This window comes from Marinobacter piscis, assembly GCF_007671655.1.
GTDB classification, from domain to species: Bacteria; Pseudomonadota; Gammaproteobacteria; order Pseudomonadales; family Oleiphilaceae; genus Marinobacter; species Marinobacter piscensis.
Map to the genome: position 1 here is coordinate 162,607 of NZ_VCGX01000001.1, position 13,834 is coordinate 176,440.

The following is a 13,834-nucleotide window of genomic DNA, read 5'->3' on the forward strand; positions in this document are numbered from 1 at the left end:
CTGACCTAACCTAAATTACACCGCCCCCAGCTCAGCCTCCGGCAACAGCCCCGCCAGCCCCATAAAGTGGAAGAGTATGGTCAGCACCCCGAAAACCAGCACCAGAGCTATGGCAGCTTTGCCACCCGGCGCCATAAATCCGGTTTTCCCGCCTTCCAGCATTCTTGATTTTCTTGCCAGCAGTGCCGGAATAATGCACGCCCAGACCGCAGCCGCAGCACCGGCGTAGCCGATGGCCAGTACAAAGCCAAACGGTGAGAGCAGCGAGAGCAATAACGGTGGAAGAAATGTGATGGCCCAGGTTTTGGTTCGTCCCTTACGGTCGTTCTTGAAGCCCAGCAGGTCTGCCATAAAATCGAATGTGCCCAGGCCAACGCCTACAAACGATGACAGGATGGCTGCAGAAGAGAAGGCGCTGATAATGGTGGCTACCCGCTCTGAATCGATGGCAAACCCCAGAGCTGCCAGGAGCACATCCACGTCACCGCCCTGAGCTACGACCGGCCCAAAGTCGGCACGGGGCAGGTTGCCGAAGATGCTGACCAGCCAGGCAAGATAAAACAGCAGCGCCACCAGGGTGCCGCCTAGAATGGCCTTTTGTGCCTTTCGCTCTTCGCCATAATAAGCGCGTAGGGAGGCTACGGAGTGGTGATAACCAAAGGACGTCAATGCCACTGGCAGCATGGCCATTGCATAGGGTGCGTACCGGCCGCCTGGGTCAGTAGTGTTAAACAGAATGCCCAGGTCAATTCTGGAGGCCAGCCCGGATACGCCCAGAACAAAGCTCAATAGCATAAAGGTGACAAGCACTACTGAAAGCCGGTCCACGGCCCGGGTCGAATGCCAGACCACCAGCGAAAACAGCAGCACGAACACCACCGAGGCCAGCTTACTGTCCACCCCCGTCATGCTCTGGATGATCAAACCGGATGACGTGATATAGGCGTAAAGCAGAATGCCGCCCACAAAATACACTGTCAGGTTGCTGAAAACATTAATTCGGGGGCCCAGCATGGACTTGGTAACGGTATTAAATGAAGCCCTGAGGTCGTAGTGCTTGAAGGCTTCCAGGAGCATCCAGCCAGACAGGGTCATAACCACCATGGTAAGCATGAGCGCCAGAGCGGACCACAATGTCCAGGCGCCTGCCCCGGAGCTGGGCAGGCCAAGCATACCCGCGCCAATGCATACGCTGGCAATAATGCTGGCACCGCCAGTCAGCGAGGGGGCTGGGTGGGATGTTCGGGGGGAGTTCAGGGCAGCCATCAAGCCTCCGCAGGTCAGAGAAAGCCGAAGACTTTAACACTTTCAGTGTCTGCTGGCCCAGAGAAGCTTACAGGCACCATGCCAGCACATGCTGGTAGGTGCCTGTCTGTGCGCTGGATATTACTCAGTCACAACCGTAACCGGTGCATCTGCGTGTCTGACGACCTTTTCGCTGACGCTGCCCAAGGTCAGGCTGCGCACCAGAGAATGACCGCGACGCCCCAGAACCAGGTGTGAGCCCGGGTGTTTTTCCAGGTAGTCCAGAACCTGTTTGGCGGGATCGCCCCGGAGAAGAACATCTTCAGCCAGTTCAGCCGTATCACCAACCGCCTCTTTTGCAGCATGGAATGCTTCTTCGCCGAATGCAGCCACTTCTTCGTCGATCTTTTCCGGCATTATGCCGCTGACCACCATCCGCTCAATCTCGGAGTTGGGAAACACCGTCAAAAGCGTGAGTTTCTGGCCGGTCGCTTTGGCTAGCTGAGCTGCAACCTTTGCCGCTTTTCCGGAATGACTGGAACCGTCACAGGCAACCACAAAACCTGACATATTGCTCTCCCTATAAGTTCTATTGTTGACTTTCCCCTACCGTAACATAATAGACGATTGTTTTTATCTCTTGATTCAGCTTATTGATTTCCACACACTTACGGGCCAGCCTCCAGCGAACACCTGTTCTATGCTTTACAAACTACTGCCCGGCCTGCTTTGGCTTCAGGGATACACAACCCGTACTTTCAGACAGGATGTCGTCTCAGGTCTTGTAATCGGCGTTATGCTGATCCCGCAAAGCATGGGCTATGCGGTACTTGCTGGCCTGCCACCCGAGTTCGGGCTCTATGCCTCGATCTTCCCCCCGCTTCTGTATGCGTTGCTGGGGACATCCAACAAGATTTCTATCGGGCCTGTGGCCCTGGATGCTGTGCTTATTCTCTCCGGCCTCAGTGTTCTTGCCGAGCCCGGCTCCGACCAATACCTTCAGCTGGCCGTCGAATTAACGTTGCTGGTGGGCCTGATCCAGTTTCTGTTTGGCGTTTTGCGGTTCGGCTTTATTGTTAACTTCCTTTCCTATCCGGTGGTTGTTGGTTATACGTCTGCCGCCGCCCTCATTATTATCGGGAGCCAGCTGCAAAGCCTGACGGGCGTACACGTGGACAGCTCTAATGTGCTGGAGCTGGCCTGGCAACTGCTGCTGAATATCAGTAACTGGCATGGGATTACTGTGGGCATCTCCGTGGTAAGCCTGGCCTTCATATTCTTCTGCAAACGCCATATGCCCAAGCTACCAAACGCTCTGATTCTGCTGGTGAGTACCATGCTGCTGTCGGGGCTGTTTCATGCCGGGCAGGCCGGCGTGGAAGTGATCAATTCCGTACCCAGCGGTTTTCCGGCGCTGCACTTCCCGGAAATCGACTTTGCGAAACTCGGGCAGCTGCTTCCGGTTGCGTTTACCGTGGCACTGATGGGTTTTGTGGGCACCATGTCTATCTGCAAGTCGCAGGAATCCCCCAAAGACAAGCGCAGTGTACAACCCAATCAGGAGTTGATTGCGCTGGGTCTGGCGAACGCCCTCGGGGCCATGTTCCGCAGCTTTCCGGTGTCTGCCAGCTTTTCCCGCAGCGCCGCGCTACGGGATGCAGGCGCACTCACCCAGGTCTCCGCCATTGTTTCCTCGGGGCTGATTGCCATTACCGTGCTCTTTCTGACACCTTTGTTTGCAGATTACCCCCTGCCCAAAGCGGTTCTGGCGGCCATTATTATCATGTCGGTTCTGGGGCTGTTCAAATACAAGGAAATGAAATCACTGTTCCGGCAGGATAAAAAAGAGTTCGCAATTCTGTTGGTTACGTTCGTGATCACCCTTCTTCTGGGTGTGCAACAGGGGTTACTGGTGGGCGTGGCCGTGTCTTTGGTGCTGGTTATTTACAACAGCACGACACCACACATGACAGAACTGGGCAAGCTCGATGGCGAAGACCTTTACCGCAACATCCATCGCTTTGAAAGCATCAGCGTGCGCAAGGATGTGCTGATTTTCCGCTTTGATGCGCCCCTGTACTTCGCCAATAAAGACTATTTCAAGACCGGCCTTTATAAGCTCATAAAGCAACGGCCCGAGGGAGCACTCAAGGCCGTAATACTAGACGCACAATCTATCAGCAGCATTGATACCACCTCGCTGATCATGCTCGAAAGCGTTATTGAAAACCTGAGGGAACAGGGCATTCAACTGTACCTGGTCAGCCTCATTGGCCCTGTCCGGGACATTCTTACCCAGTCAGCGGCTCTGCGCGAGTATGTTCTGGATGAGCATATGTTCCCCCAGATAACAGACGCCGTGCTTTATATTGACCAGGGCATCAGCACCAGAGCGTCTATTGCAAAGCAGACTAACGCTAACAAGCGGCGGCGCTGAGGACTGCGCGATTAAGCCAGCTGTTGCCGTTCCACCGCTGCCGGCCCGCCTGCAGCCAATATAGCTGCACCGAAGACACACACCGCCATTACCAACACAATGGGCAACAGACTGCCGCCTGCCAGGGCGGCAGAGAGCGCACTGACAGCACCGGCTACCGTAAACTGTGTCGCCCCAAGCATTGCCGCGGCTGTGCCTCCCAGCTTGGGGAATGCCTCCAGCGCATTCGCCATATTGTTAGGTATGATTGCCCCCATAAAGCCCACAGCTGCAATTATGCAGGCCGCAATCACCCAGTAAGGCGCATCCGCCCAGGCGAAAAAAACCAGTGTGGCAATAGCAGTTGCCTGTAAAAGCACGCAAGTCCGGAGAATTCGTACCGATTGATATTTATTGAGTAAAGACCGGTTAAGCAGGTTCATACTTGCCATGGCGACAATGTTAGCCGCAAACAAACCGGAGAACATGCTGTTCGAGAGCCCGAACCACTCCTGATAGATAAACGACGCATGGGTAATAAACACCAGCATGGCACTGAAGCATAACGCCTGTAACCCTACAAACCGCATGGTTACGCGGTGGCGCAGCACCAGCCCGTAGTTGGTGACCAGCGTAGAGACCGGCGTGTACTCTTTCGGCCTGAGGGGCAGACGCCGGAACAACACAAAGTGCAGGATTGCCGCCAGCAACACGGCATAACCCGTCAGCATCAGAAAAATAGCGGGCCAGTCACTGAAATACAGCAGCATAGAACCAATAGAGGGTGCGGCAGCCGGCGCAATGAACATCACAAGACCAATCAACCCGAACAGCCGGGCTGCATTCTGGCCGCTGGTCTGGTCCCGGACAATGGCCGGCACTGAGACGGCACAAAAGGCCCCGCCAACCCCCTGAATTACCCGCCAGCCAAGCATCTCGGGCAGGGTATGTGCCAGGGTAACCATGTAGGCGGCACCGGCAAACACAAGCAGGCCAAAAAACAGAATCTGCTGCCGCCCGTAGCGATCGGATAACGGGCCTGCCAGCAACTGCGCCAACCCAAGCGCTCCTACGTAAGCACTAAGAGTCAGACCTACGCCGCCATGACCAACGCCCAGCTCATCGGCTATTGCCGGAAAAGCAGGCAGGTAGGCATCCAGCGCCAAAGGGCCTAAGGCAACAGTCATACCGAGAAGTACGGCCAGCTGAAAGTGTGATAAAGGTGCTGTATTCATACCTGAATAACCAGACAAAACGGAAAACCTCAGTTTGTTAGGGTGCTTATAAAGCGTCATCCTACAGCATCAGCGCAGAATACACTCGCGGCCCAGAAGCCGATTCAGCTTACGCCGTTTACGACGCAGGCTGTTACCTTTCTTATTGCCGTAACCTGCCCGTAATTGCGCCTGCACACGGGCCAATTTCTGGCGGTAGCCCGCACAGACTCTCTCCTGCTGCGCGACTGCCTCTGCCTTAGCTTCCACAGGTTCAGCGCCGGCTTTAGCATTCACTGAAGAGGAGCGCTTTGCACGGCTCCGGTCACGCGGATCACCGGGGGCTTCAACCCCGGGCACAATGATCGGCTCTGCAACATTCACGGGTTGATGTTCCTGACCCGCCGGCGGACTATCAGAGTAATGGACCGCACCACTTTCATCCGTCCAGGTATAAACCCCGGAAACAGCCAGTGGCGAAAACACACATACAAGAAACGCAACTGCCATAATCCCTGGCATAGAAATCCCACTCCCTGTGGCCTTGCTAAATGTCGCAGCAGTATACCCCTACCGGCAGGGACTGTAATGTACGGTCATATCCGCAGCCCTTCCCAAAAGCGGCAAAACACTTGCATTGAACACTCAGTACGCCACAATAAGCGCCTTAAAATACCAGCTTCAGGAGCCATCCATGGCAGACCAGTCACCTTTGATCTGCAGGGACATTCATAAAACCTTTGCTGACCTGGAAGTACTCAAAGGTATTTCACTGGAAACCCGCAAGGGAGATGTTGTCTCTCTGATCGGCAGCTCCGGCTCTGGCAAAAGCACATTTTTACGCTGCATCAACCTGCTCGAAACGCCGACCTCCGGTGATATTATTGTTCACGGCGATCCGGTCCGGTTTACCAAAAACCGCAAAGGGCAGCGGATTCCGGCCGACAACAAACAGGTAGAACTGATCCGCGCCAAACTCTCTATGGTGTTCCAGGGTTTTAACCTGTGGTCCCACATGACCGTACTGGAAAACATTACCGAGGCGCCGATCCATGTACTGAAGGTTCCCCGGAAAGAGGCAATTGAGCGGGCGGAAGCCTACCTGAATAAAGTCGGCATCTACGAGCGCAAGGATTATTATCCGGCGCAGATGTCCGGCGGTCAGCAACAGAGGGCCGCCATTGCCAGGGCCTTAGCGATGGAACCGGAAGTCATGCTGTTTGATGAGCCAACCTCAGCTCTGGACCCGGAGCTGGTTGGAGAGGTGCTCAAAGTTATGCAAAGTCTGGCTGAGGAAGGCCGCACCATGATCGTTGTAACCCACGAGATGGCGTTTGCAAGGGATGTGTCGTCTCAGGTGCTGTTTCTGCACCAGGGCGTGATAGAAGAGCAGGGAACTCCGGATAAGGTGTTTAACCAACCGGATTCGGAGCGCATGAAGCAATTCCTCGCTCCCAAGTTCTGACGCTCAGTGCTATCGTAATGAATGTCGGATAAAAAAAAGTTCCACAGAAAAATAACGCCTCACTGGCGCGCTAATGGAGAATTAACCCATGAAGAATCTGATTATTGCAGCTGGCTGTGTTCTGGCTATACTCGCCGGCGGAGCCCACGCTGAAGGGCGGGATTTGCGCATCGCTTTTGATATTCCCTACAAGCCCTTCGAGTACAAAGATGAGAACGGTGAGCTGACAGGCTTTGAAGTCGACCTGGCGTCCGCTATCTGTGAAGAAATGCAGGCAAACTGTGAGTTTGTTATCCAGGCGTGGGACGGCATGATTCCGGGATTGCTGGCACGGAAATTTGACCTGATCATGTCTTCCATGTCGATTACAGATGAGCGCGCCAAGCGGGTGCTGTTTTCCGAGCCGTACTATATTACCCCTGGTGGCTGGTTCGGCCCTGAAGACTTCGACACCGACGTAACCGATATGGACGCCATGAAAGGCAAAACCGTAGGCGTTCAGCGCGGCACCACCATGGACACCTATGTGACGGAAAACATGGGTAACGTTGTTACTATCAAACGTTATACCACTGCCGATGATATGGTCCTTGATCTCGAAGGCCAGCGGCTGGATGTGGTATTCGTGGATTACCCGGTAGGCGAACAGACTGTTCTGTCTAAGGATGGTTTCAAGGAAGTGGGCGAACCCGTAAAACTGGGTAAAGGTGTTGCTGTTGCCATGCGTAAGCGCGACAAAGCCATCGCGGAAGAGGTTAACGAAGCGTTCCGCACGATTAAAGAAGATGGCACCTACGACACCATTATGAAGAAGTACTTCACATACGATGTGAAGATCTGAATAAACCAGCTTCAGAGGCAGCCTGAAGGTTGCCTCTGACTACCGGACTTTTCCATGCTAGATCTGAAAGGCTATGGTCCGGCCCTGCTCGACGGGGCTGTTGTCACCATAGAGCTCGCCTTCCTGTCTCTTGCGCTCGCGCTCACTCTCGGGCTGCTGGGTGCTGCCGCCAAACTGTCCGGTAGCCGCCTTGCTGTTGGTATAGCAACCTTCTACACCACTCTGGTTCGTGGCGTTCCTGATCTGGTCATGATGCTGCTGTTTTACTATGGCGGCCAGGTGGGCGTAAACATGCTTTCCGACTATGTATGGGAAGCCTATGGCATCGATTTCTTCTTTCAGTTTGACCCGTTCATCTCGGGCATCATAACCATTGGACTGATTTTCGGTGCCTACATGACTGAAACCTTCCGGGGTGCTTTTCTGGCGGTTGAAACCGGGCAAATTGAAGCTGCCCGGGCCTATGGGTTCAGTCGCTGGCACACGTTCCGCCGGATTATGGTGCCGCAAATGCTTCGCCATGCCCTGCCTGGCATTGGCAATAACTGGCAGGTACTGCTCAAGACGACAGCGCTTGTGTCTATTATCGGACTGACCGATATGGTGCGTGTGGCGGAAGAAGCCGCCAAAGCCGAACGCATGCCCTTCCACTTTTTCATCCCGGTGGCCTTTGTTTACCTTGCCCTTACAGCCGGCTCTGAATTATTCATTAAATGGCTTGATAAGCGCGCCAATGTTGGCGTTGCCCAGGGGAATCAATAATGCCTGATTTTCTTGCTGCCTGGCTGGACCAGAACGAAATTTTTACCGCCATGACCCTCATGGAATACTGGGATGGAATGGTAACCACCGTTCAACTGGTCTTTTTGTGTCTGGTAATCGGGCTTTTGTTTGCTGTTCCGCTGGCAATCCTGCGCACTTTTAAAAACCCGTTTGTGTCCGGCCCGGTGTGGCTGTACACCTATCTTTTCCGGGGCACCCCTCTGCTTGTTCAGCTGTATATTATTTATTACGGCATTGCCCAGATCCCCGGAATTCAGGAAACCTTCTGGTGGGCGATTTTCCGGGAGCCTTTCTACCCTGCCCTGCTGGCTTTTACTCTCAATACCTGTGCTTATACCACGGAGATTATCCGCGGTGCCATTGTTTCAACGCCACACGGCGAAATTGAGGCTGCAAAAGCCTACGGTATGAACTGGTTTATGCGTATGCGACGCATTGTGCTGCCCAGTGCCGCACGGCGAGCGGTGCAGGCGTACTCCAATGAGGTTATTTTTATGCTGCACTCGAGCGCCATAGCGAGTGTGGTCACGATTGTGGACCTGACTGGCGCTGCGCGGAATATATACTCACGGTTTTATGCGCCGTTTGAAGCGTTTACCTTCGTCGCACTTTGCTACATGCTGTTAACGTTTATTCTGGTGTTCGCATTCCGCAAACTTGAGAGTCATCTGCTGCGGCATCAGCGGCCTGCGCGCTCCTGAGCCCATTATGGCTTTCTGGCGCCAGTGACTTCCGGGGGCTCCTCATGGCTACATCCACACGATTATTTGATTCCGATTCTGACTGGCTATCACATACTCTTGCCAACGCCACTGAATCCCTCCCGGAAATTCAAACCACGCTCCCGGATGGCACTTGCATCGTGCGTAAAGCGGTGGGCGTTTTACTCGTCACACCGCCGCCCAACCGTGAAAATCCGAACCATGAGGCCCTGATTGTCTCCGCTGGAATCCACGGCAACGAGACCGCCCCGATTGAAATTCTGAATGCACTGCTCAGCGAGCTATTAAACGGAGAGTGGCCACTGGCCTGCCCGCTTCTGCTGATTCTGGGGAATCCGCCGGCTATGGTAGCCGGGGAGCGGTTTATGGATACCAACCTGAACCGACTGTTCAGCGGCGCACATGACAAGCTCACCTATAAAGGTCTGCCTGAAGCGGCTCGGGCGCAGTTTCTGGAAGAGACCTGCCGGGAGTTTGCAAAAATACACCCGCAGGCTCTGTCTCATTATGATTTGCATACGGCCATCAGACCCTCCAGGCGGGAAAAGTTTGCACTCTATCCCTTTGTGCCGGGACGGCAGGTTCCTAAGGCGCAGTGTGATTTCCTGCTGGAGGCAGAGGTAGGCACTCTGCTGCTTCAGCATGAGGCGGCTACAACGTTCTGCTCGTTTTCGGCGTCCTTTCTGGGGGCAGAAAGTTTTACCGTGGAACTGGGCAAGGTTCGCCCGTTCGGGATGAATGAACTGCAGCGTTTTGAAGGCATTAAAACGGCACTGCGGCGAAGATTTTGCGGTGCACCAGCACCGGAGAAGCCATCTTCAGCCAACCGTCTCACGACGTTTGAGGTGGTGCATGAAATACTGAACACAGGGAAAAACTTCCGGTTTTATATTCCGGACACTGTTGCCAACTTTACCGAGTACCCGCCAGGCACCGTCATCTGGGAGGATGACGACACCTGTTACCGGGTAGAACAAACGCCGCAGGCCATTGTGTTTCCCAACCCGGATGTGCCTGTTGGTCAGCGGGTCGGCCTGATGATCAGGCCGGTGCGTTTATAGGTTCTGCCACCTTTACCCGGATCAGCTGTGTGCACACCGCCGGAATCACCAGAAGTGTCAGCACAGTTGAAGCCAGCAGCCCCGAGATAATGGCCCAGGCCATGGGAGGCCAGAGGGTGGAGCTGGAAAACGCCAGCGGTAACAACCCGGCTACAGTGGTGGCGGTGGTCAGCAGAATTGGCCGGGTTCTCTGGATAACGGCGGCACGCATGGCTTCGTGGATATTCTCGCCCTTCTCCAGCTCCCTATCCATAACATCAAGCAGGACAATGGCGTTGTTTACCACAATCCCCACCAGTGCAATTACCCCCAGCAACGACTGAAAACCGAAAGGTGAGCCCGAAATAACCAGGCCCGGAAATATGCCCACGGTCGCCAGCGGTACGGTCAGCAAAATAATGCCAACCCGCCGGAACGAATTGAACTGCAACAACAAAAAGAAAAGCAGCAAGAGCATACCCATTGGGGCCGCTGTTAACAGGGCGCCGTTGGCATCATCCGAGCCTTCGGCATCGCCTCCCATTTCCAGTCGGGTCCCTTCGGGCAACGGATCTTCTTCCAGCGAACGCTCCAGGCCATCCAGTGCCTGGCTGAAGCTGTAGCCGGTCAACAGATTTGCGGTGACAGTGTTCAGCCGGGTGCCGTTACGCAGATTTCGGGCGGCGGGCTCCCAGGTGGTTTTCACACTGGCCACGGCAGACAAAGGTACGGCTTGCCCGCTGTCATTATAGATATTCACAGACAGCAGACGCTCCAGTGACAAAGACGTGCCCTCCCGGGAGCGCAATACCAGTGGAATCGGATCTTTCTCCTGCCGGTACCGCTCAGCCACAACACCAAAGCTCTGGCCGTATAGACTTTGCGCGACATCAGCACGGCTGAGTCCGTAACGGGCGGCGGTGGCGTCATCTACGTTAATGGCAATGCTGGGCACGCCAATATCCAGATCATGGCGAACATCTACAGTACCTTCCACGTTACGCAGAGCGCTGTACAAGTGTTCTGTAGCACGCAGGCGTGTCTGCTCATCCCCGTGATACACACGCACTTCTACAGGAGCGGCGCTTGGCGGACCCTGTCCGAGCACGCCGACGCCCACGTCCAGCTCCGGCATTTGCGCGTTTACATAGGTGCGGATCCAGCGAATCATCTCCGTGGTGTCTCCCAGAGCCGGCGTGGTCACCACGAGCCTGCCCCGGTTTGGCGCCTGGGGTGCACGCTGCAAGTTATAGTAGAAGGCAGGGCCGGTAAAGCCGACAAAGCGGTGAATACTCAAAGCCTCTGGTTGCGTGCTTATCGCCTGTTCCAGACGGGCCGCAGCCTCGGCGGTGCGGGACTGGTCGGTCCCTTCTGGCATATACAGCTCAACTATAACCCGCGGCCTGTCGGCATTCGGGAAAAACTGCTGAGCCATAAACGCCGTCATAGCCAGGCTGATCGTAACCAGTAATGCGCCCGCAGCAATCAACCGCCTCGGGTGACGGTAGACCAGGCTCCCGAGAAAACGTGCCAGGCCGAGCAGCTTGTCTGCCCCGGCATTACGCCTCGGCTGAAGAAAACGGGCCGCCAGTAAAGGCACAACAGAAATTGCCAGCAGGTAGCTTACAGACAGAGTGAGCATAATCATCACTGGCACCCCGCGAGTGAAGTCTGCCGCGCCCCCTTTGGCCAGCAAAAGCGGTGTGAAGGCTGCGAGTGTTGTGCCGGTTGAGGCGCCCAGCGGGCCCGCAAGCTCACTCACTGCTTTTTGCAAGGCATCCAGGCGGCGCACGCCCTGGTCCAGATGCCCCTGAATGTTCTCAACAATCACGATGGCGTTATCAATGAGAATACCCAGAGAAATCACCATGCCAATCACGGCAATCTGGTGCAGTACACCGCCCCCAAGATCGTATAGCCCGACACTGATCAACGCCACCAGGGGCAGAATGGAGGCCACCAGCAGCCCCATGCGGATCCCCATACCGGTGAACACTACGGCCACTATGATCAGAACCGAGAGCACCAGACTCCAGGCAAGATTATCCAGGCGCTCGGAAACCTTGTCCGGCTGAAAGAACATTTCACGGATGTCATAGGGCTCAAAATCTGAGCGAATCCGGGAAACCCGCTCCCGCACCCGCTCACCAAAGCGAATGGCGTCGGTGCTGCCCTCTTCCATAATCAGGGACAACAACACCACCCGCTCACCATCGAACCAGGTTTCCGGCTGGCGCGGTTCCGCCGGGCCACGCCACACATCGGCAACGGCCGCCAACGGCATCTGGCTGCCATCCGGAAGTTCAATCGGAGTGGCACGAATGGCATCAATGTCGGTAAATTCTGTGTTGGGCAATACCGAGAGTCGGCGGCCGTCCACCACCACAAACCCACCGGGTGTTGTCTGGTTACGCTGTGCCAGTGTCTCCAGAATGCGCGCCGGGGAGACGCCCAGCCGGTACAAGGCTGCATCATCCAGAGCCAGGGTAATCTGCTCATCGGCGTCCCCCTGCAGCTCTATACGGGAGACGCCGGGCACATCCGATAAGTTCTGCTTAAGCCGCTCGGCAACGCCTGAAAGCTCACTTACCGAGTAGGAACCGCCCACGGCCAGAACAATCGCGGGATTGTCAATCAACCGGTCATCCAGCACCATCTGGCCAACATCATCGGGGAAATCCAGCCGGGCCCGCTCCATGGCCTGGCGCACCCGATCCCAGGCCGGGTCGGTATCATAAATAGTGTCGTTCAGGCGCACTTTGACCAGCGCAACACCCGTGCGGGCCGTGCCCTCGGAAACATCCACTTCTTCTACCTGGCGCAACTCATCCACCAAAGGCCGGAGCACTAAACGCTCCACAGCATCGGCGCTGGCGCCAGCGTAGTTCACTGTGATCATTCCCGCCCGGTACGGGAAAGACGGGTCTTCCTGACGAGGCATAGTGCTATAAGCCGCAATTCCCAGCAGGCAAAGCATGGTTACCACCATCCCCAGCAATCGCTGGTAGTTAAGCAGCCGGCGCGTCATCAACGCACCTCCACGGCATCACCGTCAACCAGGCGTGTGGTTCCGGCATATACCACCTGGTCCCCTGGCTGCAGCTCTCCGGTGCGAACAACCACGCGCTCACCCACGACCCGCTCAACCTCTATTGGCACACGTCTGGCGATACCGTCCTTTACCCGGAAGACCATCATACCTTCGGCACTGCGGATCACTGACAAAAGCGGAACCGTCATGGCGGACGGCTGTAAGGGTGTGATGCCGACTTCAACCGGCTCGCCGGTCTCAAGTGTATCGGCTGGCAGACTGACCAGCACCGGGTGAAGCTCTCCACGGATGGCGCCTGCCTGAGCAATTTCAACAACCGTCCCGGTCACCGGCGTTGCGTTGCGATTACGTGTGGGCCAGACAGGTAATGACTGCGCCAGCGAAACATGGCCCAGCAGGTAAGCCGGAACACGCACCTCTACTTCCTGCCCTTCCGGTGAGGACAGGCGCATGACCGGCTGGCCGGCGGCAACAAACTCATCGTTTTCTACCAACAGGGCTTCAACGCGACCGGGAAATGGCGCTTTCAGTGTGCTTTCCTGAAGTAGTTGGGTGGCTTCGGCCAGCGATGCCCGGGCGGTGGCCACACTGGCTTTCAGGGAATCACGGCGGGCGGCGATTTGTTCCAGGTTCTGCTCGGACACCACACCCCGCTCATGCAAGCGGCTGGATCGTTCCCATTCGCGGCTGGCCTGGTCATACTGAGTGTTCAACTCTTCCAGTCTCGCCCGGGCGGAGTCCTGAGCCGGCTCCAGTGCCGGGTTATAAACCCGGGCAAGTACATCGCCGGCTGCCACTGTCTGGCCCAGCTCCACAGCCCGTTCCCTGAGCGTACCACTTACCTGAAACGTCAGCGTGGCTCTTTGGGTGGAACGTACAATGCCGGAAAAACGCAGGGGAATGTCCCGGGCCTGGCCACCGGTTACTTCGGATGCACGTACAGACACCACGGGCTCAGCCGGAGTATCTTGCGCATCCCCGGTTTTGCAGCCGACAAGAAATAACCCGGGAACAACAAGAAAAAAAAGAGTCGCGAGGGTACGGAATGGTGTCATA

At 55.8% G+C, this 13,834-nt stretch carries 12 protein-coding genes; 6 read left to right on the forward strand and 6 right to left on the reverse strand.

From position 1 onward, the window contains the following. Nucleotides 1-15 precede the first annotated feature (15 nt). Nucleotides 16-1,266, reverse strand: a complete 1,251-nt coding sequence (locus FFI95_RS00745; RefSeq protein WP_144820440.1) for an aromatic amino acid transporter — start codon at nt 1,264-1,266, stop codon at nt 16-18. Nucleotides 1,267-1,386: 120 nt separating this feature from the next. Then, nucleotides 1,387-1,815, reverse strand: coding sequence for a universal stress protein (locus FFI95_RS00750; RefSeq protein ID WP_144820441.1), 429 nt, complete (start codon nt 1,813-1,815; stop codon nt 1,387-1,389). Nucleotides 1,816-1,945: 130 nt separating this feature from the next. On the opposite strand from FFI95_RS00750, the gene FFI95_RS00755 reads away from it, so the two are divergent. Beyond that, complete coding sequence (locus tag FFI95_RS00755; protein ID WP_144820442.1) at nt 1,946-3,682, forward strand: SulP family inorganic anion transporter; 1,737 nt, start codon at nt 1,946-1,948, stop codon at nt 3,680-3,682. 11 nt (nt 3,683-3,693) lie between these two features. Here FFI95_RS00755 and FFI95_RS00760 read toward each other — a convergent pair whose 3' ends face one another. Both FFI95_RS00760 and FFI95_RS00765 read right to left on the reverse strand, forming a co-directional pair. After that, nucleotides 3,694-4,896, reverse strand: coding sequence for a multidrug effflux MFS transporter (locus FFI95_RS00760; protein WP_144820443.1), 1,203 nt, complete (start codon nt 4,894-4,896; stop codon nt 3,694-3,696). A gap of 69 nt (nt 4,897-4,965) precedes the next feature. Continuing rightward, entirely contained in the window at nt 4,966-5,397 is a 432-nt protein-coding gene (locus tag FFI95_RS00765) for a DUF4124 domain-containing protein (protein ID WP_144820444.1), read from the reverse strand. 172 nt (nt 5,398-5,569) lie between these two features. On the opposite strand from FFI95_RS00765, the gene FFI95_RS00770 reads away from it, so the two are divergent. The 5 genes from FFI95_RS00770 to FFI95_RS00790 all read left to right on the forward strand — a co-directional run bounded on the left by FFI95_RS00770 (nt 5,570) and on the right by FFI95_RS00790 (nt 9,747). After that, on the forward strand, nt 5,570-6,340 hold the full coding sequence (locus tag FFI95_RS00770; protein ID WP_144820445.1) for an ABC transporter ATP-binding protein: 771 nt from the start codon (nt 5,570-5,572) through the stop codon (nt 6,338-6,340). An 88-nt stretch (nt 6,341-6,428) separates the two neighbouring features. After that, nucleotides 6,429-7,181, forward strand: coding sequence for a transporter substrate-binding domain-containing protein (locus FFI95_RS00775; protein WP_144820446.1), 753 nt, complete (start codon nt 6,429-6,431; stop codon nt 7,179-7,181). A 54-nt stretch (nt 7,182-7,235) separates the two neighbouring features. Beyond that, on the forward strand, nt 7,236-7,943 hold the full coding sequence (locus FFI95_RS00780) for an ABC transporter permease (RefSeq protein ID WP_144820447.1): 708 nt from the start codon (nt 7,236-7,238) through the stop codon (nt 7,941-7,943). Then, a complete protein-coding gene (locus tag FFI95_RS00785; protein WP_144820448.1) occupies nt 7,943-8,665 on the forward strand; it encodes an ABC transporter permease in 723 nt (240 codons plus the stop codon). The genes FFI95_RS00780 and FFI95_RS00785 overlap by 1 nt, the downstream gene beginning before the upstream one ends. A gap of 44 nt (nt 8,666-8,709) precedes the next feature. Then, the gene (locus FFI95_RS00790) at nt 8,710-9,747 is read left to right on the forward strand and encodes a succinylglutamate desuccinylase (RefSeq protein WP_144820449.1); all 1,038 of its coding nucleotides are present in this window, start codon (nt 8,710-8,712) and stop codon (nt 9,745-9,747) included. Here FFI95_RS00790 and FFI95_RS00795 read toward each other — a convergent pair. Then, nucleotides 9,728-12,754 (reverse strand): efflux RND transporter permease subunit, encoded by a 3,027-nt coding sequence (locus tag FFI95_RS00795; protein WP_144820450.1) that lies wholly within the window; start codon nt 12,752-12,754, stop codon nt 9,728-9,730. The two genes, FFI95_RS00790 and FFI95_RS00795, sit on opposite strands and share 20 nt — an antisense overlap. Next, nucleotides 12,754-13,833, reverse strand: a complete 1,080-nt coding sequence (locus FFI95_RS00800) for an efflux RND transporter periplasmic adaptor subunit (RefSeq protein ID WP_144820451.1) — start codon at nt 13,831-13,833, stop codon at nt 12,754-12,756. The genes FFI95_RS00795 and FFI95_RS00800 overlap by 1 nt, the downstream gene beginning before the upstream one ends. Nucleotide 13,834: the final 1 nt, after the last annotated feature.

What these genes read in the sequence shown, in the direction of transcription:
- FFI95_RS00745 (WP_144820440.1), bottom strand. Translation starts at nt 1,266, where the DNA reads ATGGCTGCCCTGAACTCCCCCCGAACATCCCACCCAGCCCCCTCGCTG.
- FFI95_RS00750 (WP_144820441.1), bottom strand. Translation starts at nt 1,815, where the DNA reads ATGTCAGGTTTTGTGGTTGCCTGTGACGGTTCCAGTCATTCCGGAAAA.
- FFI95_RS00755 (WP_144820442.1), top strand. Translation starts at nt 1,946, where the DNA reads ATGCTTTACAAACTACTGCCCGGCCTGCTTTGGCTTCAGGGATACACA.
- FFI95_RS00760 (WP_144820443.1), bottom strand. Translation starts at nt 4,896, where the DNA reads ATGAATACAGCACCTTTATCACACTTTCAGCTGGCCGTACTTCTCGGT.
- FFI95_RS00765 (WP_144820444.1), bottom strand. Translation starts at nt 5,397, where the DNA reads ATGCCAGGGATTATGGCAGTTGCGTTTCTTGTATGTGTGTTTTCGCCA.
- FFI95_RS00770 (WP_144820445.1), top strand. Translation starts at nt 5,570, where the DNA reads ATGGCAGACCAGTCACCTTTGATCTGCAGGGACATTCATAAAACCTTT.
- FFI95_RS00775 (WP_144820446.1), top strand. Translation starts at nt 6,429, where the DNA reads ATGAAGAATCTGATTATTGCAGCTGGCTGTGTTCTGGCTATACTCGCC.
- FFI95_RS00780 (WP_144820447.1), top strand. Translation starts at nt 7,236, where the DNA reads ATGCTAGATCTGAAAGGCTATGGTCCGGCCCTGCTCGACGGGGCTGTT.
- FFI95_RS00785 (WP_144820448.1), top strand. Translation starts at nt 7,943, where the DNA reads ATGCCTGATTTTCTTGCTGCCTGGCTGGACCAGAACGAAATTTTTACC.
- FFI95_RS00790 (WP_144820449.1), top strand. Translation starts at nt 8,710, where the DNA reads ATGGCTACATCCACACGATTATTTGATTCCGATTCTGACTGGCTATCA.
- FFI95_RS00795 (WP_144820450.1), bottom strand. Translation starts at nt 12,754, where the DNA reads ATGACGCGCCGGCTGCTTAACTACCAGCGATTGCTGGGGATGGTGGTA.
- FFI95_RS00800 (WP_144820451.1), bottom strand. Translation starts at nt 13,833, where the DNA reads ATGACACCATTCCGTACCCTCGCGACTCTTTTTTTTCTTGTTGTTCCC.